Genomic DNA, 18961 nt, shown 5'->3' with positions numbered 1-18961 from the left:
AACCTCAGAATCTGTCCAGGGGGCGCCGGGTGCGCATTACCCCGCGGCCGGCCGGCGTGCCCGTGCCGAACCGCGGATCGGGCCGCGCGAAGGGACAGCCCTATACCGGGGAGGTCTCGTCCCGGTCCTTGCCGTAGCGGCGGAACGCGGACGTGTCCACCGTCCAGGGGCCGAACGGGACCGTGTCTCCGAAGATGTACGGGTCCTTGTCGCTGTAGTGGTTCCCGCACGGGGAGGAATGCACCTCGATCGTGCCGGTCCGGGGATCGACGATCATGTAGTGCGGAATGCCCATGGCGGGGTACTCGGCGAGTTTTTCGCCGTAGTCGTTGTTCGGGTTGGAGGGAGGGACGATCTCGACGACCGCCAGGACCTGCGTGGCGTCGACGGCGAGGCCCTCCTCGTCGAGCACGGCCTCGGGAATGACGACGGCGTCGGGGCGTCGCATGCGGCCGATCGCGGGGTGTTCGATCTCCGGGCCGTTCGCGCAGATGTAGCCGCGATGGGTGGTGAGGAGTTGCTCGTCCAACTGCTTGCAGATGCGCCGGACGGTGCCCTCGTGACGCTTCGAGGGGCACATCATGGCCAGTATCGGACCTGACGGGCCGACCTCCACGCTCCAGGAACCCTCGAGCTGTTCGGCATGGGCTCCGAGCCGCTCGGCGATCGCGCGCATCTTCGCGTAGTCCATGGATCCAGAGTACTGACGGCTCCGCACGGTGACCGCACGTGCTCGTCACGTGATCGAACCGGTGCCGGGTGCTTCGCCGACGGGCCGGCCGGCGAAGCACCCCGACGGACGCGGGCCGGAACCCGAGGTTCAGCCCGTCAGCCCCAACTCCCGTGCGATCAGCATCCGCTGGACCTCGCTCGTGCCCTCGCCGATCTCCAGGATCTTGGAGTCGCGCCACATACGGGCCACCGGGTACTCGTTCATGAAGCCGTAACCGCCGTGGATCTGGGTGGCGTCGCGGGCGTTGTCCACGGCGACCGTGGACGAGTACAGCTTGGCCAGCGCCGCCTCCTTCTTGAAGGGCTCGCCGGCCACCAGCCGACTGGCCGCGTCGCGCCAGGCGAGGCGGGCCGTGTGGGCCTTCATCTCCATGTCTGCGATCTTGAACTGGATCGCCTGGTTGGCGCCGATCGGCCGCCCGAACGCGTGCCGCTCCCTGGCGTACTTCACCGACTCGTCCACACAGCCCTGCGCCAGACCCGTGCCCAGCGCGGCGATGGCGATGCGGCCCTCGTCCAGGATGCGCAGGAACTGGGCGTAGCCGCGGCCCTCCGCACCGAGGAGGTTGGCGGCCGGGACCCGGACGTCGGCGAAGGACAGCTCCCGCGTGTCCGAGGCGTTCCAGCCGACCTTCGAGTAGGGGGCCGCCACCGTGAAGCCCGGCGTGCCCGACGGGACGATGATCGCCGAGATCAGCGGCCCGCCGTCCGGCTTGCGGCCGGTGACCGCGGTGACCGTGACCAGGCCCGTGATGTCGGTGCCCGAGTTGGTGATGAAGCACTTGGTGCCGTTGATGACCCACTCGTCGGTCGACTCGTCCAGCCGGGCCGTCGTACGGGTCGCGCCCGCGTCGCTGCCGCCGTCGGGCTCGGTCAGGCCGAACGCGCCGAGGACCTCGCCCGAGCACAGACGGGGGAGCCACTCGCGCTTCTGCGCCTCGGTGCCGAAGAGGTGGAGTGGCATCGCGCCCAGGGAGACGCCCGCCTCCAGGGTGATGGCCACCGAGGAGTCGACCCGCGCCAGCTCCTCCAGGGCCACGCCGAGCGCGAAGTAGTCGCCGCCCATGCCGCCGTACTCCTCCGGGAACGGCAGCCCGAACAGGCCCATCCGGCCCATCTCCCGCACGATCTCGTACGGGAACTCGTGCCGCTCGTAGAAGTCACCGATCTTCGGCGCCACCACGTCGTGCGCGAACTCCTCGACCGTGCGGCGGAGGTCTTCCAGTTCGGGGGAGAGCTTGTGGTCCATGTCGTTCACTGCTCCTGGTGGGAGAGGGCTCGTACGGTGCGGGACGGGCTGGGCCGGCCCAGGTGGGCGGCCATCCAGACGCTCGTGGCGACCAGGCGGCCGAGGTCGACCCCGGTGTCGATGCCGAGGCCCCGCAGCATCCACACGAGGTCCTCGGTGGCGAGGTTGCCGGTGGCGGACTTCGCGTACGGGCAGCCGCCGAGGCCGCCTGCGGAGGCGTCGACCGTGCTGACGCCCTGCTGGAGCGCGGCCAGCGTGTTGGACAGGGCCTGGCCGTAGGTGTCGTGGAAGTGCACGCCCAGCGCGGACACGGGCACGCCCGCCCCGGTGAGCGCGGTGAGCAGGGACGTGACGTGGCCCGGGGTCGCCACGCCGACGGTGTCGCCCAGGCTCAGCTCGTCGCAGCCCATGTCCAGCAGGGCCCGGCACACCCTCACCACCTGCGGGAGGGGGACCGCGCCCTCCCACGGGTCGCCGAAGCACATCGACAGGTAGCCGCGGACGTGGACGTCCTGCGCCTTCGCCCGCCGCACCACCGGCTCGAACATCGCCAGCGCCTCGTCCACCGTGCGGTTGAGGTTGGCCCTGGCGAAGGACTCCGTGGCGCTGGCGAAGACCGCCACCCGCCGGGCGCCCAGTGCCAGCGCGCGGGCGAGGCCGCGCTCGTTCGGCACCAGGACGGGCAGCGACACGGGCAGGTCGGACACCGCCGGGTACAGCTCCTCGGCGTCCGCCAGCTGGGGCACCCACTCAGGGTGCACGAAGCTCGTCGCCTCGATGGTGGTCAGGCCCGTGCCGGCCAGGCGGCGGACGAACTCCGCCTTGACGGCCGTCGGCACGGTCGCCTTCTCGTTCTGCAGCCCGTCGCGCGCGCCGACCTCGTGGATGCGCACCCGCGCGGGCAGGCCCTCGGCCGGTACGACCATGGGCAGGGCCGGTTCCGGGGCGTTCATGCCGTCTCCTCCTCCACGGGGGCGACGACCGCCAGCACCTGGTCCATCGCGACCGTGGTGCCCGGGGCCACGTCCAGTTCGGTGACCGTGCCGGCGTGCGGGGCGGAGACGACGTGCTCCATCTTCATCGCCTCCACCACCAGCAGGCTCTGGCCCGCGCTCACCTCGTCGCCGACGGCGACCTTCACCACCGTCACCGTGCCGGGCATCGGCGCGGTCAGCGAGTCGGCGCCCGCCCGGCCGGCGCGGCTGAGGGACGCGACGACCGGATCGTGGTCGCGTACGTGCCAGGCGTCGCCGTCCCGGCCCAGCCAGGTGCCGTCCGGCAGGGCGGCGAAGGTGTGGGTGACACCGTCGAGCGTGCAGGCGAACCGGTGCTCGCCCACCGGGCCCGCGGACGCCCGCACCGGGGCGCCGGCGCCCGGCAGCAGCAGTTCCGTCCCGCCGTCCGCCGTGCGGCGCACGCGCACGGTCACCGGGTCGTGGCCCGCCACCCGCAGGTGGTGCACCGTCCACGCCCGCTCGCCGCCCATCCGCCAGCCGTCGGCGGCGGCGAACGGGTCGGCCCAGCCGGATCCGTCGGCGGGCTGCCGGAGGGAAGCCTGGCGCAGCAGCGCCGCCGCCGCGTACGCCTCCGCCGGCACCCCGTCCGCCACGAGCCCGTCCACCTCGCGCTCGACCAGCCCGGTGTCCAGGTCGCCGCCGACCACCGCCGGATGCGCCAGCAGCCGCCGCAGGAACCCGGCGTTGGTCCGCACGCCCAGCGTCACCGTCTCCGCCAGCGCCGCGCGGAGCCTGCGCAGTGCGGTCGCGCGGTCGGGGCCGTACGCGATCACCTTGGAGAGCATCGGGTCGTAGAGGCTGCCGACCTCCGTGCCCTCGCTCAGCCCGGAGTCGGTGCGCACCCCGTCGCCCTGCGGTTCGCGCAGCCTCAGCACCGTGCCGCCGGAGGGGAGGAAGCCGCGCGCCGGGTCCTCCGCGCAGACACGGGCCTCGACCGCGTGGCCGGTGAGCCGGATGTCGTCCTGCCCGAAGCCGAGCGGCTCGCCCGCCGCCACCCGGAGCTGCCACTCCACCAGGTCCAGCCCCGTGACCAGCTCGGTGACCGGGTGCTCCACCTGGAGGCGGGTGTTCATCTCCATGAAGTAGTACGACGAGGGGTCGTCGCCCGGGACGATGAACTCCACCGTGCCCGCGCCCCGGTAGCCGCAGGAGCGGGCCGCCTGGACCGCCGCCTCGCCCATCGCGGCCCGGGTCCCCTCGTCGAGGAGCACGCTGGGCGCCTCCTCGATGATCTTCTGGTGGCGGCGCTGGAGGGAGCACTCCCGCTCACCCAGGTGGACGACGCCCCCGTGGCCGTCGGCCAGTACCTGGATCTCGATGTGCCGGGGGCGGTCGATCCACCGCTCGACCAGCAGCGTGTCGTCGCCGAAGGAGGCGCGGGCCTCACGGCGGGCGGCGGCGATCTCGTCGGCCAGCGCCGAGGCGTCCCGCACCAGGCGCATGCCCTTGCCGCCACCGCCCGCGGACGGCTTCAGCAGCACCGGCATCCCGATCTCGCGGGCGGCCCCGGCGAGCTGCTCGTCCGTCAGCCCGCTGCCGCTGGAGCCGGGCACCACCGGCACCCCGGCCGCCTTCACCGTCTCCTTCGCGCGGATCTTGTCGCCCATCAGGGCGATCGCGTCCGCCGGGGGCCCGATGAACACCAGCCCCGCCTCCTCGCACGCCCGCGCGAAGGCGGCGTTCTCGGCGAGGAAGCCGTACCCGGGGTGGACCGCCTGCGCGCCGGTGCGGGCGGCGGCCCGCAGCAGCCGCTCCACCGACAGATAGCTCTCCGAGGCCGGCGCCGGCCCGATCCGCACCGCCGTGTCGGCCTCCCGGACGTGCCGGGCGCCGGCGTCCGCGTCGGAGTGCACGGCCACCGAGCGCACGCCCATCGACCGCAGGGTGCGGATGACGCGGACCGCGATCTCGCCCCGGTTGGCCACCAGTACCGTCTCGAACATCTGCTCAGTCATCGTCAGGGGTCCCCTCACATCCGGAAGACGCCGAACTGGGGCTCACCCAGGGGCGCGTTGGCGCACGCGGTCAGGGCCAGGCCCAGCACCCGCCGGGTCTCCAGCGGGTCGATCACGCCGTCGTCCCAGAGGCGGGCCGTCGCGTAGTAGGCGTTCCCCTGGCGCTCGTACTGGGCGCGGATCGGGGCCTTGAAGGCGTCCTCCTCCTCGGCCGGCCACTCCTCGCCGCGCGCCCGGAGCTGGTCCCGCTTGACGGTCGCGAGGACGGAGGCCGCCTGCTCGCCGCCCATCACCGAGATCTTGGCGTTGGGCCACATCCACAGGAACCTGGGCGAGTACGCCCGCCCGCACATCGAGTAGTTGCCCGCCCCGTACGACCCGCCGACCACCACCGTCAGCTTCGGTACGCGCGTGCAGGCGACCGCCGTGACCATCTTGGCGCCGTGCTTGGCGATGCCGCCCGCCTCGTAGTCCCGGCCCACCATGAAGCCCGAGATGTTCTGCAGGAACACCAGCGGGATGCCGCGCTGGTCGCACAGCTCGATGAAGTGGGCGCCCTTCTGCGCGGACTCGGAGAAGAGGATGCCGTTGTTGGCGACGATGCCCACCGGGTGGCCGTGGATCCGGGCGAAGCCGGTGACCAGGGTCTGCCCGAACTCCGACTTGAACTCCGCGAAACGGGAGCCGTCGGTGATCCGCGCGATGATCTCGCGTACGTCGTAGGGCGTGCGGGAGTCGACCGGCACCGCCCCGTACAGCCCCGCCGGGTCCACCTCGGGCTCGACGGCCTGCTCCACCCGCCAGGGGAGCGGCCCCCGCGCGGGAAGCGTGGAGACGATGTCCCGCACGATCCGCAGTGCGTGCGCGTCGTCCTCCGCGAGGTGGTCGGTGACGCCCGAGACCCGTGCGTGGACCTCGCCGCCGCCCAGCTCCTCCGCCGTGACCACCTCGCCGGTGGCCGCCTTCACCAGCGGCGGGCCGCCCAGGAAGATCGTGCCCTGGTTCCGGACGATCACCGCCTCGTCGCTCATCGCCGGGACGTACGCGCCGCCCGCCGTGCACGAGCCGAGCACCGCCGCGATCTGCGGGATGCCGGCGCCGGACATCCGGGCCTGGTTGTAGAAGATCCGTCCGAAGTGGTCCCGGTCCGGGAACACCTCGTCCTGCATCGGCAGGAACGCGCCGCCGGAGTCCACCAGGTAGACGCAGGGGAGCCGGTTGTCGAGGGCCACCTCCTGGGCGCGCAGGTGCTTCTTCACCGTCATCGGGTAGTACGTGCCGCCCTTGACGGTGGCGTCGTTGGCCACGACCACGCACTCCCGGCCGGCGACCCGCCCGATCCCGGCGATCACGCCGGCCGCCGGGGCCTGCCCCTCGTACATCCCGTCGGCCGCCAGCGGGGCCAGCTCCAGGAAGGGCGATCCGGGGTCGAGGAGCGTGTCCACGCGCTCGCGCGGGAGCAGCTTCCCGCGCGCGGTGTGCCGTGCCCGCGCCCGCTCGCCGCCGCCGAGCGCCGCCGCGGCCAGCTTGCCGCGCAGCTCCTCGACGAGGGCGCGGTGCGCCTCCTCGTTGGCCCGAAAGGCCTCCGACGCGGGACCGTCCCCCACGCTCGAAAGAACTCGCGCGGGGGCACCCCCGTCGCTGTGAAGCTCCGGTGCCTCATGCATCCTGCGGGTCCCCTCACCTTGTTAATGAGCGTTAACGCATTTTCCCCAGGTTAACGACCGCTAACCTCCCTGTCTAGAATCGTCCTCATGACCGCCAGAACCGACGCCCCCACCCGCCGCGAGCAGATCCTCAAGGAGGCCGCGCGGCTCTTCGCCGAACGCGGCTTCCACGGCGTCGGGGTCGACGAGATAGGCGCCGCGGTCGGTATCAGCGGGCCCGGGCTCTACCGGCACTTCGCGGGCAAGGACGCGATGCTCGCGGAGCTGCTGGTGGGGATCAGCGGGCGGCTGCTGACCGGCGCGAAGCGGCGCCTGGAGGAGGCCCGGGGGGTGTCGGCCCCCGAGGTGGTCCTCGACTCGCTGATCGAGGGGCACATCGACTTCGCGCTCGACGACCGCCCCCTCATCACCCTGCACGACCGGGAGCTGGACCGCCTCCGGGACACCGACCGCAAGCTGGTCCGCCAGCTGCAGCGGCAGTACGTCGAGCTGTGGGTGGAGGTGGTCCGCGAGCTGTACCCGCAGCTGGCCGAACCGGTGGCCCGCTCGGCGGTCCACTCGGTGTTCGGCCTGCTCAACTCCACCCCGCACCTGACCCGCCCCGGCTCCCTGCCCGGTCGTGCGGGCACCGCCGAGCTGCTGCACCGGATGGCCCGGGGCGCGTTCGAGGCGGCGGTCTCGCCGTGACCCCGGCGGAGTGACGAGCGTTACGGGGACCCCGCTCTGGACGGCTGTGGATACTCGCCGGTACCTTTGATCTGAGCAAGCGCTTAGACATGCCCAGGTTCTGGAGGTGGCGGACAGTGCGCCGTACGGTTTTCAACGAGGATCACGAGGCGTTCCGGGAGACCATCCGCGCCTTCATCGAGGCCGAGGTCGTCCCCGTCTACGACGAGTGGTTCGCGGCGGGCCAGGCACCCCGCGACTTCTACTACAAGCTCGGTGAGCTGGGCGTCTTCGGCATCAGCGTGCCCGAGGAGTTCGGCGGCGCGGGCATGGACACCCACAAGTTCGAGGCCGTCCTCTACGAGGAGACCGCCCGCGCGGGCGTCCAGTTCGGCGGCTCCGGCGTGCACGTGCTGCTCGCCCTCCCGTACATCAAGATGCTGGCCACCGACGAGCAGAAGAAGCGCTTCCTGCCGAAGTTCGTCACCGGCGAGGAGATGTGGGCCATCGCGATGACCGAGCCGGGCACCGGCTCCGACCTCGCGGGCATGAAGACCACCGCCAAGCTCAGCGAGGACGGCACGCACTACGTCCTCAACGGCGCCAAGACCTTCATCACCGGCGGCGTCCACGCCGACAAGGTGATCGTCTGCGCCCGCACCGCCGCCCCGACGGCCGAGGACCGCCGCCACGGCATCTCCCTGTTCGCCGTGGACACCAAGTCCGAGGGCTACTCCGTGGGCCGCAAGCTCGACAAGCTCGGCCTGAAGACCTCCGACACCGCCGAGCTGGCGTTCGTCGACGTCAAGGTGCCCGTCGAGGACCTGCTCGGCGAGGAGAACAAGGGCTTCCACTACCTCGGCCACAACCTGGCCTCCGAGCGCTGGGGCATCGCCTTCGGCGCCTACGCGCAGGCCAAGGCCGCCGTCCGGTTCGCCAAGCAGTACGTGCAGGAGCGCACCGTCTTCGGCAAGCCGGTCGCCCACTTCCAGAACACCAAGTTCGAGCTGGCCGCCTGCCAGGCCGAGGTGGACGCCGCCGAGGCCGTCGCCGACCGTGCCACCGAGGCCCTGGACGCCGGCGAGCTCACCCCCGCCGAGGCCGCCAGCGCCAAGCTGTTCTGCACCGAGGTCGCCCACCGCGTCATCGACCGCTGCCTCCAGCTGCACGGCGGCTACGGCTACATGAACGAGTACCCGATCGCCCGCCTGTACGCGGACAACCGCGTCAACCGCATCTACGGCGGCACCAGCGAGATCATGAAGTCGATCATCGCCAAGGACATGGGGCTGTAAGGTCCCGGAAATCCCTGCCGTATACAACTGACCCATGAGTCAGGCACTACAGGACCTCCTCGATCTGCTCGACCTCGAGCAGATCGAGGAGAACATCTTCCGCGGTCACTCCCGCAGCGCCGTCGTCCCCCGCGTCTTCGGCGGGCAGGTCGCGGCGCAGGCGCTGGTCGCCGCCGGGCGGACCGTCCCCGAGGACCGGCCCGCCCACTCCCTGCACGCGTACTTCCTGCGCCCCGGCGACCCCGGCGCCCCGATCGTCTACACCGTCGACCGGATCCGCGACGGCCGCTCCTTCACCACCCGGCGGGTGGTCGCGGTCCAGCACGGAAAGCCGGTCTTCCACCTCTCGGCGTCCTTCCAGACGTACGAGGAGGGCCTGGACCACCAGGACCCGATGCCGCCCTCCCCCGACCCGGCCACGCTGCCCACGTCGCAGGAGCGCCTGCGCGGGTACGCCCACCTCGCGCCCGAGGTCGTGGAGCGCTTCCTGGAGGCCCGCGCCGCCGTCGACCTGCGCTACGTCGACGAGCCGCCCTACGGCCGCTTCGGTGAACCCCGCGAACCCCACTCCCAGGTGTGGTTCCGCACCGACGGCAAGCTCGCGGACGACCCTCTGCTGCACGTCGTCCTCGCCACGTACGTCTCCGACATGACGCTGCTGGACTCCGTCCTCCTCGCCCACGGCCGCGGCGGCTGGGCCGTCGGCGACGTCGTCGGCGCCTCCCTGGACCACGCGATGTGGTTCCACCGCCCGTTCCGCGCCGACGAGTGGCTCCTGTACGACCAGCAGTCCCCGTCGGCCCACGGCGGCCGCGGCCTCGGTCAGGCCCGCATCTACACCCAGGACGGCCGCCTGGCGGTCTCGGTCATCCAGGAGGGCGTGGTCCGGGTCCCGCGCCCCTGAGCCGGCTCCGGACGCCCCCTCCCTTCCGCATGACGCGCGCAAGCGGCCCCCGCACATGTCCCGCGCGGGGGCCGCACGGCTGTCCGCGTCCCAGTCGACCGTTCCAGGCGGTCGGTATCCGCGCTGGTCAGAGGCCGTCCCAGCGTTCCGGCGTCCCGCGATGGGCGTTCGATGTGGCGGGCGGGACGGATCACGGCACAAGCTGCGGTCATCCCGGCAGCCCGCCGGCCGATCCACCACGTCACACCACGGAGACCACCATGCGTTCACGCTTCGCCACCCGCTCCTCCCGCCTCGCCCTGGCCGCCGTCGCCGCGCTCGCCCTCGGCGGCGCCGCCACCGCCACGGCCGCCGCCGACAGCGACGGCTTCACCACCCGGCCCTGCGCGACCAGCGACCTGACCTTCAAGGTCACGCCCGAGACGCAGGCGGGCGGCTACTACCTGATCACCGCCAAGGCCAGGCCCGGCATCATCTGCCACCTGGAGGGCGTGTTCCCCTCCGCCTCCTTCGGGTCCCACCCCGACACCGAGGTCTCGCCCGCCGAGCACAGCGTCAGCGAGGACGTCGTCCTCGCCGGCTCCGCCGTCGCCTACGCCGGCATCAACCCCAAGTCCACCGGCAACGACAACGGCGTGCAGTTCGACCGGCTCCACCTCTCGGTCGCCGGCGACGAGGAGAACTCCGTCACGCTCCGCCTCCCCGACACCGCCACGGTCGACCGGCCGATCGCCACCAACTGGCACGCCGACCGCGCCGACGCCGTCCCGTTCGCCGGCTGACCCCCGCCTCCACCGGCCGCCCCGTCGGCCGGGCGCGTCCCCCGCGCCCGGCCGACGGGGCGTCTCACTGCGCCAGACCGGCCTCCGCCAGCAGGTACGCCGTCATCGGGTCGTAGTGGCGGGGGCTGGTGACGTGGTCGTCGAGGGGGACCGTGACCTGGACGGTGCCCTCGGACTCGGCGACGAAGAGGGCCGGGTCGTTGCAGTCGGCGTAGCCGACGCTGTCCACGCCGTACTGCCCCGCCGCACCCGCCCAGCCGTGGTCGGCGACGACCAGGTCGGGCAGCGGGCGGCCCTCGCGCTCCAGGGCGGTCAGGACGGCCTTCATCGGCTCACCGGAGTGGGTGTGCCACAACGTGGCGCCGTGCTCCAGCACCGCCACGTCCGCGAACTGCATCACGTAGCCCTCGTCCGTGGTCAGTCCGTCCGGGACGACCACGATCTCGCAGCCGGCGGCCCGCAGCGCGGCGGCCGTCGCCCGGTGCACGTCCAGCAGCCCGCCCGGGTGACCGGTCGCGAACAGCACCCGCTGCCGCCCGTCCGCCGCCTTGCGCAGCCGCCCGGCCATGCGCTCGAGCCCGGCCACGGTCAGCTCCGGGTCGATGGTGTCCTGCCCGTGCCGGTACTCGGGGTCGTCGTTGACGCCGACCCGCTCCGCCATCACCGCCAGCACGTCCTGCTCGTCGGTCCAGCGGTCGCCGAGCTCCAGGCCGAGCCAGAAGTGGCGGTCGCCGTTCGACAGTTTGCGGTAGTGCGAGAGGTTGTTCTCGCGCGGCGTGGCGACATCGCCCGCGATACGCGTGGCGACCAGGTGTTCGACGAGTTGGGCGCGGCTGGGTGTCCCGGGTATCGGCATGCCCCCATTGTGGGGCAGCGCCCCGGGGGCGTCCCTGGGATATCGCACGCTGGGACGTGCGTCACGTACTCAGTCGACTCCGTACGGCTACGGGGGTCCCTCACGTCCGATACAGCGCGACTCCGTACGGCTACGGGGGTCCCTCACGTCCGGCGCAGCGCGAACCACAGCTCCATCCGCACGTCCGGGTCGTCCAGGTCCGCCTCCAGCAGCGCCGCGCACCGCGCGACGCGCTGCCGCACGGTGTTGCGGTGCACCGACAGCGCCACCGCCGTACGGTCCCAACTGCCGTGCAGGGAGAGCCAGGTGCGCAGGGTGTCCGTGAGGGCGGGAGCGGCCGCTATCGGCGCGAGCAGCGCCCGGGCGTGGGCGTCCGCGTCGTGCGGCGGGACGAGGTCGGCGAGGGCGGGGCGGTCACCGTGCCGGAGCAGCGGGACGCGGGTGGCGCGGGCCCGGGCCAGGGCGCGGGCGGCCCGGGTGTCGGCGTCCGGCCAGTCGGGCGGGGCGGCGGTCGTGCTGACGCCGAGGGTCCAGCCCGGCAGCGGTTCCACGGGCCGGTCGGCCGGCACCAGCACGCGTACGGTCCCGCCCGCCGGGTCGACCAGTGCCGACCCGAGTGCGGTGCCCAGCGCGGAGGCGGCCAGGGGGTCCGGTGCCGTGGGGCCGTCCGGCCGGGCGTGTACGACGTGCCACCGCTCCCCGCCGAGCAGGGGGGCCACGTCCCGGGGCGGGCTGCCCAGCAGCAGCCGTACGAGCGCGGAGGAGTGGGCCGTGGCGGTGGCGCTCTGTCGCCGGCCGGTGAGGAGGGAGAGCAGGGCGGCCGCGACGGAGGCGATGGTGTGGTCGCCGGGGGTGCGGTGCGGTGAGGCCACGCCGAGCACGAAGCCGGTGCCGAGGGCGTAGGCGGCGAGGTGGGTGCCGTCGACCGTGTCGCTGGCGGAGGCGGGGGCCGGGCCGGGGGCCACCGGCCGGCGTGCGCCGGGCGCCTCCCCCGCTCCCGACTCGGCTCGGGCGGGGGGACCCCCGTCGCCCGCCCTCCCCCGCCCCCGGCCCCGCTCGAGCGGGGGGACGCCCCCCGTCGGGACCCCCGTCGTCCCCGGGGGCGCCTCCCCGGCCTTCCGGGCTCCGGGGGAGGTGTGACGGCCCGCAGCCACGTCGGTCGTGCCGGGGCGCACCACCCCGGCCAGGTCGGTCAGGGCCTGTCCTGCCCCGGGGGGCGGGGTGGTTCCCGAGGTGGCGAACTCGGTGGTGTCCGGGGCGAACAGGACGGCCCAGCCGCCGATCCGCTGGGCCAGCTGGTGGAGCACCGGCCGCAGCGGGTCCGGGCGGGCGGCGGCGGTGGCGAGGCTCTGCTGGGCCTCCGCGACCCGGCGCAGCTCCGCCGTGCGGGCCTGCGCCATCAACTGCCAGACCGCCCGCGCCACCCCCGAGAAGGTGGTCCGCGGCGGTACCTCGAGCAACGGCAGCCCGTGCATCTCGCACGCTTCCACCAGTGCTTCCGGCACCGCCTTGTGGACCGGCGCCAGACCGAAACCGAGCGCCGCCCCGCCGGCCGCCACGATCCGCGAGACATACGCGTCGAAGTACCCCGCGCCCGCCCCCTCCGGGACGTGCACCCCCGCCGAGAGCAGCAGCTCCCCGCCCAGCAGGTACGGGTACGGGTCCGCCATCTCCGAGGCGTGCGCCCAGTGCACCACGGTGCCGGGGTCGTCGGGCCCCGCGATCCGGCGCAGGCCGAGGTCCGCGCGGGCCAGCAGGGCCTCCAGGGGCACGGGAGGCGTGGGCGGAACCATGGGGTCCGACATGTTGGACACTTCCTCCATTCCATGCGGTGGGAATGGAGGAAACGTACACTTCGCAGATGCTTTCCGCCCCCTTATGGTCGGGACAGACCGGCAGCCCGCGGGTACGGGCGCATGCATGAGCCAAGGCGAAGAGCAGGAAAGAAGGCAGTCCCATGAGCAGCACCGAGACGCCCCGCGGCCCCGTCGACTCCTCCCGCGTCCCGCGGTACGCCGGGCCCGCGACCTTCGCCCGGCTGCCCCGGCTCGACGAGGTCGGCCGCGCCGACGTCGCCGTGGTGGGCGTGCCGTTCGACTCGGGCGTCTCCTACCGGCCGGGCGCCCGCTTCGGCGGCAACGCCATCCGTGAGGCGTCCCGGCTGCTGCGCCCCTACAACCCCGCGCAGGACGCCTCCCCCTTCGCCCTCGCCCAGGTGGCGGACGGCGGCGACATCGCCGTGAACCCGTTCGACATCAACGAGGCCGTGGAGACGGTCGAGGCCGCCGCCGACGACCTCCTCGGCACCGGCGCCCGCCTGATGACCCTGGGCGGCGACCACACCATCGCCCTGCCGCTGCTCCGCTCGGTCGCGAGGAAGCACGGCCCCGTCGCCCTGCTCCACTTCGACGCCCACCTCGACACCTGGGACACCTACTTCGGCGCCGAGTACACCCACGGCACCCCGTTCCGCCGCGCGGTGGAGGAGGGCGTCCTCGACACCTCCGCCCTCTCCCACGTCGGCACCCGCGGGCCGCTCTACGGCAAGCAGGACCTCACCGACGACGAGAAGATGGGCTTCGGCATCGTCACCTCCGCCGACGTCTACCGCCGGGGCGCCGACGAGGTCGCCGACCAGCTCCGCCAGCGCATCGGCGACCGCCCGCTGTACATCTCCGTCGACATCGACTGCCTGGACCCGGCGCACGCCCCCGGCACCGGCACCCCCGAGGCCGGCGGCATGACCTCCCGCGAGCTGCTGGAGATCCTGCGCGGACTCGCCTCCTGCAACCTGGTCTCCGCGGACGTCGTCGAGGTGGCCCCCGCGTACGATCACGCCGAGATCACCTCGGTCGCCGCGTCCCACACGGCGTACGAGCTGACCACGATCATGTCCCGTCGGATTGCAGAGGCCCGCACGCAGTGACTCACGACCACGACCTGGTGCTCCGCCCGACCGCCGCGCAGACGGAGGCCGCGCTGAACCCCCCCTCCGGCCGCAACGGCGGGGACCTGGTCGTGGAGACCCTGGCCGGGCTCGGCGCGACCACCGTCTTCGGCCTGCCCGGCCAGCACGCCCTCGGCGTGTTCGACGCCCTGCGCCGCTCCGACCTGCGTTACATCGGTCTGCGCGTGGAGAACAACGCCGGTTTCGCGGCGGACGCCTACGGCCGGATCACCGGCGAGGCCGCCCCGCTGCTGCTGTCGACCGGTCCGGGAGCCCTCACCTCCCTGGCCGCGCTCCAGGAGGCGGCGGCGGCCTCCGCCCCCGTGCTGGCGATCGGCAGCCAGGTCCCGACGGCCGGGCTCGGCGGCGGGCGCCACGGCTACCTGCACGAACTCCCCGACCAGTCGGCCTCGTTCCGGGGCGTGGTCAAGTCCGTGCACACGGTCCGTACGCAGTCCCAGATCCCGTCCGCGATCGCGGAGGCGTGGAAGTCGGCGCTGACCGTCCCGCACGGCCCCGTGTGGGTGGAGATCCCGCAGGACGTCCTGCTCGCCCAGACGGTCCTGCCCGTGGTGACGGCGATGGACGCCACTCCGGACGAACTGCCCCCACGCCCCGAACTCACCGCGCTCGCCGCCCACCTGCTGGCGAACGCCGCCCGTCCCGCGATCATCGCCGGCGGGGGAGTGGTCCGCTCGGACGCCTCCGGCAAGCTGCGGCAGCTCGCCGAGCGCATCCAGGCCCCGGTCGTCACCACCCCCGGCGGCAAGGGCGCCTTCCCCTGGACGCACCCGCTGTCGCTGCAGTCCTGGCTGGAGGACCGCCACACCACCGACTTCCTTCAGGACGCGGACGTCCTGCTGGTCGTCGGCTCCGGCCTCGGCGAGCTCTCCTCCAATTACCACACCTTCAGGCCCCGCGGCCGGGTGATCCAGATCGAGGCCGACCTCGGCAAACTGGAGTCCAACCATCCGGGCCTCGGCATCCACGCCGACGCCCGCCTCGCGCTCCAGGCACTCCTCGAGACGGTGGAGCCGCGCGAGGACACGACGGCCCCCGAGCGGGTACGGGGGGTCCTGGACCGGGTCCGTGAGCGCATCGCCGCCCAGGAACTCACCCTGGAGCAGCAGGTGCTGACGGCGGTCCGCCGCGCCCTGCCCACCGGCTCGCCGTCCTTCTGGGACATGACGATCCTGACGTACTGGGCCTGGTCCGCCTTCGACGCCATGGGCCCCAACCACCTGCACTCCGCGCAGGGCGCCGGCGGCCTCGGCTACGGCTTCCCGGCCGCCCTCGGCGCGGCCGTCGCCGATCCGACCCGCCCGGTGCTCGCGGTCTCCGGCGACGGCGGAGCCCTGTACTCCGTCGCCGAACTGGCCACCGCCCGCCAGCACGACCTGGACGTCACCTGGCTGATCGTCGACGACGGCGGCTACGGCATCCTGCGCGAGTACATGACCGACGCCTTCGGGGAACCCACGGCGACGGAACTGATCCGCCCCGACTACGTGGCCTTGGCGGAGTCCTTCGGCGTGCCGGGGCTGCGGACCGGCCCCGAAACCCTGGAACGGGACCTCGCGAACGCCCTGGCGACCCCGGGTCCGTCGGTGGTCGTCCTCCCCGCCGTGCTGCGGATGTTCGCCCCGACCCACAGGAAGTGATCGTCGAGGCCCGCCCGGGGTCCGGGCGGGCCTCGAACCCCAGGGTCTACCAGGGGTACATGATCACGTGGTTGCCCTCCTGCACGCAGTTGAAGCCCGTCAGCCACCCCTTCTGCGCCAGCTGGTTCCCGAGCGTCTGGCACTCCAGGAAGGAGTCGGTGTAGTGCGGGAGCAGCCTCGTCTCGGCGGTGGCCGAGCCGGCCAGCGGAAGCGCGACTGCCGCGAGAGCCACGGCCCCTACGAGTGCAGTGCGGGTGGCGCGCGGTTTCCTCATGGTCCTACCCCTTCGACGTGTCCGATGACGAGGGAAACCCTCTGGTGGCCATGACAACAGCGCCGCCACGGGGAAGGATCACGAACCACTGATCATTAAGAATTTCGCCGTTCGTGCGTCACCGGCGCGCCGCACGGTGACGCCCGGGTGTCCGCGGCACCTCGTCGCCACCGTCACCCCCGGGCCGGCGACGGGGCCGCGGTCGTCGTCGGCGGGACCGACCGGTGGAGGCGCACGGCGCCCGGCGTGCAGCCGCCGGACCGCTGGCACCGGACCGGGGCCGGGGAGCGAACACCGGCACGGGGTCGTTCGGGGCCCGGGAGTCCGCACGCCCCCGGACCGGGTCCGCCGGTCAGCAGTCGTCCGGGCCGACGCCGTCGATGCGTCGGAAGACGCGGCACACGGCGGTGCGAGTCGAGCGGGACGAGGTGGAGCGGCCGTTCGTCGAGCAGCCCGTCGCGATGCCGGAAGCGTGTGCGGGGGACAGGAACGACACGCTCGACGTCCCCGGGCGGGCCTGCGTCCGCCCGGGGGAATCCTGATGGCCTCACCCCAGCAACTCGCCGAACTCCTTCCTGTCGTGGGCGAGGCGCTCGGCGTAGCCCGTCGAGAAGGCCGCCTGCTCGCCGGGCCCCATGGTGGCGTGGGGCGGGCGGGACGGCGGCAGGAGGTCCGGGAGTTCGCGGTAGACGGTCACCGCGGCCTTCCAGTGTTCGCCTCCCCGGCTTCTCGCCCGGAGGAGATGGGCCGCCAGGTGGGACAGCTCCTCGTCCAGCAGTCGCTCCGGGACCCTCTTGGAGAGGAACTCCCCGGGCCGGGAGGCGATCCCTCCGACGTGGCCAGGAGCCGTAGCGTCCAGAGCGCGGCGAGGAGTCGTCCCGAAAGGGTGTGGGCGGTCGGTGTCGCGTCGGCCATGAGGAAGTCTGCCCCGGTTCCGGCACCGGCCACCCTGCCGGCCGGTGCCGGTGCCGGTGCCGGCACCGGTGCCGGAAGGGGTGTCCGGTCTACCAGATCGCCTCGACCCACTCCGGGTGGTCGATGAACGGGTTGCGGTTGTGCTGGTACGAGTCGTGGATGACGTCGTTGCGGCGCTTCTCGAACGCGCTCGGCGGGTCCTGTCGGTGCCACTGCTTCAGGACCGAGAGGCGGCCGTGGTACGGGTTGCTGCCGTTGGTGACGGTGTCGTTGGGCTCCAGGTCGGGCCAGCCGTCGGTGCCCTCGTAGCGGACGGCCATGTAGAGGATCATGCGGGCCACGTCGCCCTTGACCGCGTCGCGCGGTTCGAAGGAGTCGGAGTCGGTCAGGCTGCCGCCGCCGTCGGTGAACGAGCCGCCGCCGTTGTCGAAGTCCTTGTTCCCGCGGATGGAGTTGACCCGGACGTCCTCGGGGCGCAGGTGGTGCAGGTCGGTGCCGGGACCGGTGGAGGTGCCGAAGTCGCCGTGGGACTTGGCCCACACGTGCTCGCGGTTCCAGTCGCCCATGTCCCCGCCGTTGAGGGACTTGCTGCGGGAGATGCCCGAGTACAGCAGGATCACGTTGTTGCTGTTGTGCGGGTCCTGGTCGGTGACCTTCAGGGCGTTCCAGACGGCCGAGTACGAGATCTTCGTCTGGTCGCTGATGATCGTGTGCAGGGAGTCCTTCAGCGCCGCGCCGGACTTGCCGATCGCGGCGGCGTAGTACGTGTCGTCGTAGGCGGTGGTCGCGGCGCCGGCGGAGGGGGCGTTCAGCGCGGGGACGGCGAGGCCGACCAGGACGGCCGAGGTGGCCAGGGCGAGGCTCTTCCAGCGACGGCGTATGTGTGCCACGGGCATGGGGACGTCCGATCTACGCGAGTTGATTGAGCGGCCGGACGGAAGAGTGACATGGACATGTATGCGTAGGGGTGAAGAGGAGGTGTCGGTCATGTGTCGGTGGGCGGTGACCGGCCGTCACCCGGCCGTCCTACGGTGACGGCATGCGCCTGAGAACCCTTCTCGCCACCGCCGCCGCCCTCACCGCCGCGACCTGCCTGACCGCCGCAGGGCCGGCCCACGCCCAGCAGGACGGGACGCGCCACGCCTGCTCCTCGTCCGTCTCCGTCGACCGCTTCTCCGACGCGCTCGACAAGACGACGTACGACGGCACCTACGTCGGCAACCTCTCCGCCCTCGCCCCGGACCGCCACCGCACGATCGCCGCCCTCTCGGACCGGTCCGCCCTGTTCCGGCTGGACGCGCGGACCCTGCGGCCCGAGGGCGTGGTCCCGCTCGCCGACGAGAAGGGGGCCGCGCTCGACTCCGAAGGACTGGTCGTCGACCGGGACGGAACGTATCTGGTCTCCTCCGAGACCGAGCCCACCGTGCGCCGCTACTCCCGTGACGGGAAGATCCTCGACCGGCTCCCCGTGCCCGAGGAGCTCGGCACCCGCGCCCGTGCCAACGGCAGCTTCGAGGGGCTGACCCTCCTCCCCGGCGGCCGCACGCTGGTCGCGTCGATGGAGTACCCCCTCACCGGCGACCCCGCCGACCAGGTCCGTCTCCAGACCTGGCAACGCACCGCCCACGGCGGCTTCCGGCCCGGCGCCCAGTACACCTACCGCGTCGACCGGGGCCTCGGCGTCACCGAGGTCACCGCCACCCCCGACGGCCGCCTGCTCGTCCTGGAGCGCGGTTTCACCTCCGGCGTCGGCAACACCGTCCGGCTCTACCTGGCCGGCCGGCACGGCACCGCGTACGACAAGACCCTGCTCGCCGACCTCGCCGACTGCCCCTCCCTCGGCGCCACCGCCAAGCAGCCCCAGCCCAACCCCCTCCTCGACAACATCGAGGGCATGGTGGTCACGGGCCGCGGCCACGGCCGGCTGAAGGTGCTCCTGGTCAGCGACGACAACCAGAACGAGAGCCAGACCACCCGCTTCTACGCTCTGCGCGTACGCCTCTGAACACGGCGGAGGGATGAAATCCACCGCCGGCCGCGTT

The 18961-nt window shown here is 72.9% G+C and carries 17 protein-coding genes; 7 read left to right on the top strand and 10 right to left on the bottom strand.

All coding sequences use genetic code 11. The features are described 5' to 3' along the window. Positions 1 to 100: 100 nt before the first annotated feature. From KYY02_RS05845 to KYY02_RS05825, 5 genes are all read right to left on the bottom strand, one after another. Positions 101 to 691 (bottom strand): Uma2 family endonuclease, encoded by a 591-nt coding sequence (locus KYY02_RS05845; RefSeq protein WP_371236354.1) that lies wholly within the window; start codon positions 689 to 691, stop codon positions 101 to 103. 129 nt (positions 692 to 820) lie between these two features. Then, complete coding sequence (locus KYY02_RS05840; RefSeq protein ID WP_371236353.1) at positions 821 to 1981, bottom strand: acyl-CoA dehydrogenase family protein; 1161 nt, start codon at positions 1979 to 1981, stop codon at positions 821 to 823. Positions 1982 to 1986: 5 nt separating this feature from the next. Then, positions 1987 to 2934 (bottom strand): hydroxymethylglutaryl-CoA lyase, encoded by a 948-nt coding sequence (locus KYY02_RS05835; RefSeq protein WP_371236352.1) that lies wholly within the window; start codon positions 2932 to 2934, stop codon positions 1987 to 1989. Then, positions 2931 to 4940 carry an acetyl-CoA carboxylase biotin carboxylase subunit gene (locus tag KYY02_RS05830; RefSeq protein WP_371236542.1) on the bottom strand — a complete coding sequence of 670 codons (2010 nt, stop codon included), beginning with the start codon at positions 4938 to 4940 and terminating at the stop codon, positions 2931 to 2933. The genes KYY02_RS05835 and KYY02_RS05830 overlap by 4 nt, the downstream gene beginning before the upstream one ends. A 26-nt stretch (positions 4941 to 4966) precedes the next feature. Next, complete coding sequence (locus KYY02_RS05825) at positions 4967 to 6619, bottom strand: carboxyl transferase domain-containing protein (RefSeq protein WP_371236350.1); 1653 nt, start codon at positions 6617 to 6619, stop codon at positions 4967 to 4969. 87 nt (positions 6620 to 6706) lie between these two features. Here KYY02_RS05825 and KYY02_RS05820 point away from each other — a divergent pair, with 87 nt between their 5' ends. From KYY02_RS05820 to KYY02_RS05805, 4 genes are all read left to right on the top strand, one after another. Beyond that, entirely contained in the window at positions 6707 to 7306 is a 600-nt protein-coding gene (locus KYY02_RS05820; RefSeq protein WP_371236349.1) for an SACE_7040 family transcriptional regulator, read from the top strand. A 116-nt stretch (positions 7307 to 7422) separates the two neighbouring features. Beyond that, positions 7423 to 8580, top strand: coding sequence for an acyl-CoA dehydrogenase family protein (locus tag KYY02_RS05815; RefSeq protein WP_371236348.1), 1158 nt, complete (start codon positions 7423 to 7425; stop codon positions 8578 to 8580). Positions 8581 to 8614: 34 nt separating this feature from the next. Then, positions 8615 to 9484, top strand: a complete 870-nt coding sequence (locus KYY02_RS05810) for an acyl-CoA thioesterase (RefSeq protein ID WP_371236347.1) — start codon at positions 8615 to 8617, stop codon at positions 9482 to 9484. A 260-nt stretch (positions 9485 to 9744) separates the two neighbouring features. Beyond that, positions 9745 to 10266: a DUF4232 domain-containing protein gene (locus KYY02_RS05805; protein WP_371236346.1), complete on the top strand. Its 522-nt coding sequence runs from the start codon at positions 9745 to 9747 to the stop codon at positions 10264 to 10266. A 64-nt stretch (positions 10267 to 10330) separates the two neighbouring features. Here KYY02_RS05805 and KYY02_RS05800 read toward each other — a convergent pair whose 3' ends face one another. Together KYY02_RS05800 and KYY02_RS05795 are read right to left on the bottom strand one after the other, a co-directional pair. After that, the gene (locus KYY02_RS05800; RefSeq protein WP_371236344.1) at positions 10331 to 11122 is read right to left on the bottom strand and encodes a phosphatase; all 792 of its coding nucleotides are present in this window, start codon (positions 11120 to 11122) and stop codon (positions 10331 to 10333) included. Positions 11123 to 11265: 143 nt separating this feature from the next. Continuing rightward, a complete protein-coding gene (locus KYY02_RS05795) occupies positions 11266 to 12927 on the bottom strand; it encodes a PucR family transcriptional regulator ligand-binding domain-containing protein (RefSeq protein WP_371236343.1) in 1662 nt (553 codons plus the stop codon). A gap of 152 nt (positions 12928 to 13079) precedes the next feature. On the opposite strand from KYY02_RS05795, the gene speB reads away from it, so the two are divergent. Together speB and KYY02_RS05785 are read left to right on the top strand one after the other, a co-directional pair. After that, entirely contained in the window at positions 13080 to 14048 is a 969-nt protein-coding gene (gene speB / locus KYY02_RS05790; protein ID WP_371236341.1) for an agmatinase, read from the top strand. Then, on the top strand, positions 14045 to 15730 hold the full coding sequence (locus KYY02_RS05785) for a thiamine pyrophosphate-binding protein (protein ID WP_371236340.1): 1686 nt from the start codon (positions 14045 to 14047) through the stop codon (positions 15728 to 15730). The genes speB and KYY02_RS05785 overlap by 4 nt, the downstream gene beginning before the upstream one ends. Positions 15731 to 15776: 46 nt before the next feature. Here the strand turns inward: KYY02_RS05785 and KYY02_RS05780 are convergent, their stop codons facing one another. The 3 genes from KYY02_RS05780 to KYY02_RS05770 form a co-directional block, all read right to left on the bottom strand. Beyond that, entirely contained in the window at positions 15777 to 15962 is a 186-nt protein-coding gene (locus KYY02_RS05780; RefSeq protein WP_371236339.1) for a hypothetical protein, read from the bottom strand. A gap of 589 nt (positions 15963 to 16551) precedes the next feature. Continuing rightward, positions 16552 to 16701, bottom strand: a complete 150-nt coding sequence (locus KYY02_RS05775; RefSeq protein WP_371236337.1) for a hypothetical protein — start codon at positions 16699 to 16701, stop codon at positions 16552 to 16554. Between the two features lie 307 nt (positions 16702 to 17008). Continuing rightward, positions 17009 to 17815, bottom strand: a complete 807-nt coding sequence (locus tag KYY02_RS05770; protein ID WP_371236335.1) for an endonuclease I family protein — start codon at positions 17813 to 17815, stop codon at positions 17009 to 17011. 143 nt (positions 17816 to 17958) lie between these two features. Between KYY02_RS05770 and KYY02_RS05765 the strand changes: the two genes are divergently transcribed. Further along, on the top strand, positions 17959 to 18924 hold the full coding sequence (locus KYY02_RS05765) for an esterase-like activity of phytase family protein (protein WP_371236334.1): 966 nt from the start codon (positions 17959 to 17961) through the stop codon (positions 18922 to 18924). The last annotated feature ends 37 nt before the right edge of the window (positions 18925 to 18961 follow it).

Source organism: Streptomyces pimonensis (genome assembly GCF_041380215.1).
In the GTDB taxonomy this organism is placed as follows: Bacteria; Actinomycetota; Actinomycetes; order Streptomycetales; family Streptomycetaceae; genus Streptomyces; species Streptomyces pimonensis.
Note: the sequence above shows the minus strand (reverse complement) of the source record. Positions and strands in the feature narration are given on the sequence as shown.

Excerpts from the sequence above, each read along its gene's own strand:
- KYY02_RS05845 (WP_371236354.1), bottom strand. The coding sequence starts at position 691 with ATGGACTACGCGAAGATGCGCGCGATCGCCGAGCGGCTCGGAGCCCAT.
- KYY02_RS05840 (WP_371236353.1), bottom strand. The coding sequence starts at position 1,981 with ATGGACCACAAGCTCTCCCCCGAACTGGAAGACCTCCGCCGCACGGTC.
- KYY02_RS05835 (WP_371236352.1), bottom strand. The coding sequence starts at position 2,934 with ATGAACGCCCCGGAACCGGCCCTGCCCATGGTCGTACCGGCCGAGGGC.
- KYY02_RS05830 (WP_371236542.1), bottom strand. The coding sequence starts at position 4,940 with ATGTTCGAGACGGTACTGGTGGCCAACCGGGGCGAGATCGCGGTCCGC.
- KYY02_RS05825 (WP_371236350.1), bottom strand. The coding sequence starts at position 6,619 with ATGCATGAGGCACCGGAGCTTCACAGCGACGGGGGTGCCCCCGCGCGA.
- KYY02_RS05820 (WP_371236349.1), top strand. The coding sequence starts at position 6,707 with ATGACCGCCAGAACCGACGCCCCCACCCGCCGCGAGCAGATCCTCAAG.
- KYY02_RS05810 (WP_371236347.1), top strand. The coding sequence starts at position 8,615 with ATGAGTCAGGCACTACAGGACCTCCTCGATCTGCTCGACCTCGAGCAG.
- KYY02_RS05805 (WP_371236346.1), top strand. The coding sequence starts at position 9,745 with ATGCGTTCACGCTTCGCCACCCGCTCCTCCCGCCTCGCCCTGGCCGCC.
- KYY02_RS05800 (WP_371236344.1), bottom strand. The coding sequence starts at position 11,122 with ATGCCGATACCCGGGACACCCAGCCGCGCCCAACTCGTCGAACACCTG.
- KYY02_RS05795 (WP_371236343.1), bottom strand. The coding sequence starts at position 12,927 with ATGTCGGACCCCATGGTTCCGCCCACGCCTCCCGTGCCCCTGGAGGCC.
- speB (WP_371236341.1), top strand. The coding sequence starts at position 13,080 with ATGAGCAGCACCGAGACGCCCCGCGGCCCCGTCGACTCCTCCCGCGTC.
- KYY02_RS05770 (WP_371236335.1), bottom strand. The coding sequence starts at position 17,815 with ATGCCCGTGGCACACATACGCCGTCGCTGGAAGAGCCTCGCCCTGGCC.
- KYY02_RS05765 (WP_371236334.1), top strand. The coding sequence starts at position 17,959 with ATGCGCCTGAGAACCCTTCTCGCCACCGCCGCCGCCCTCACCGCCGCG.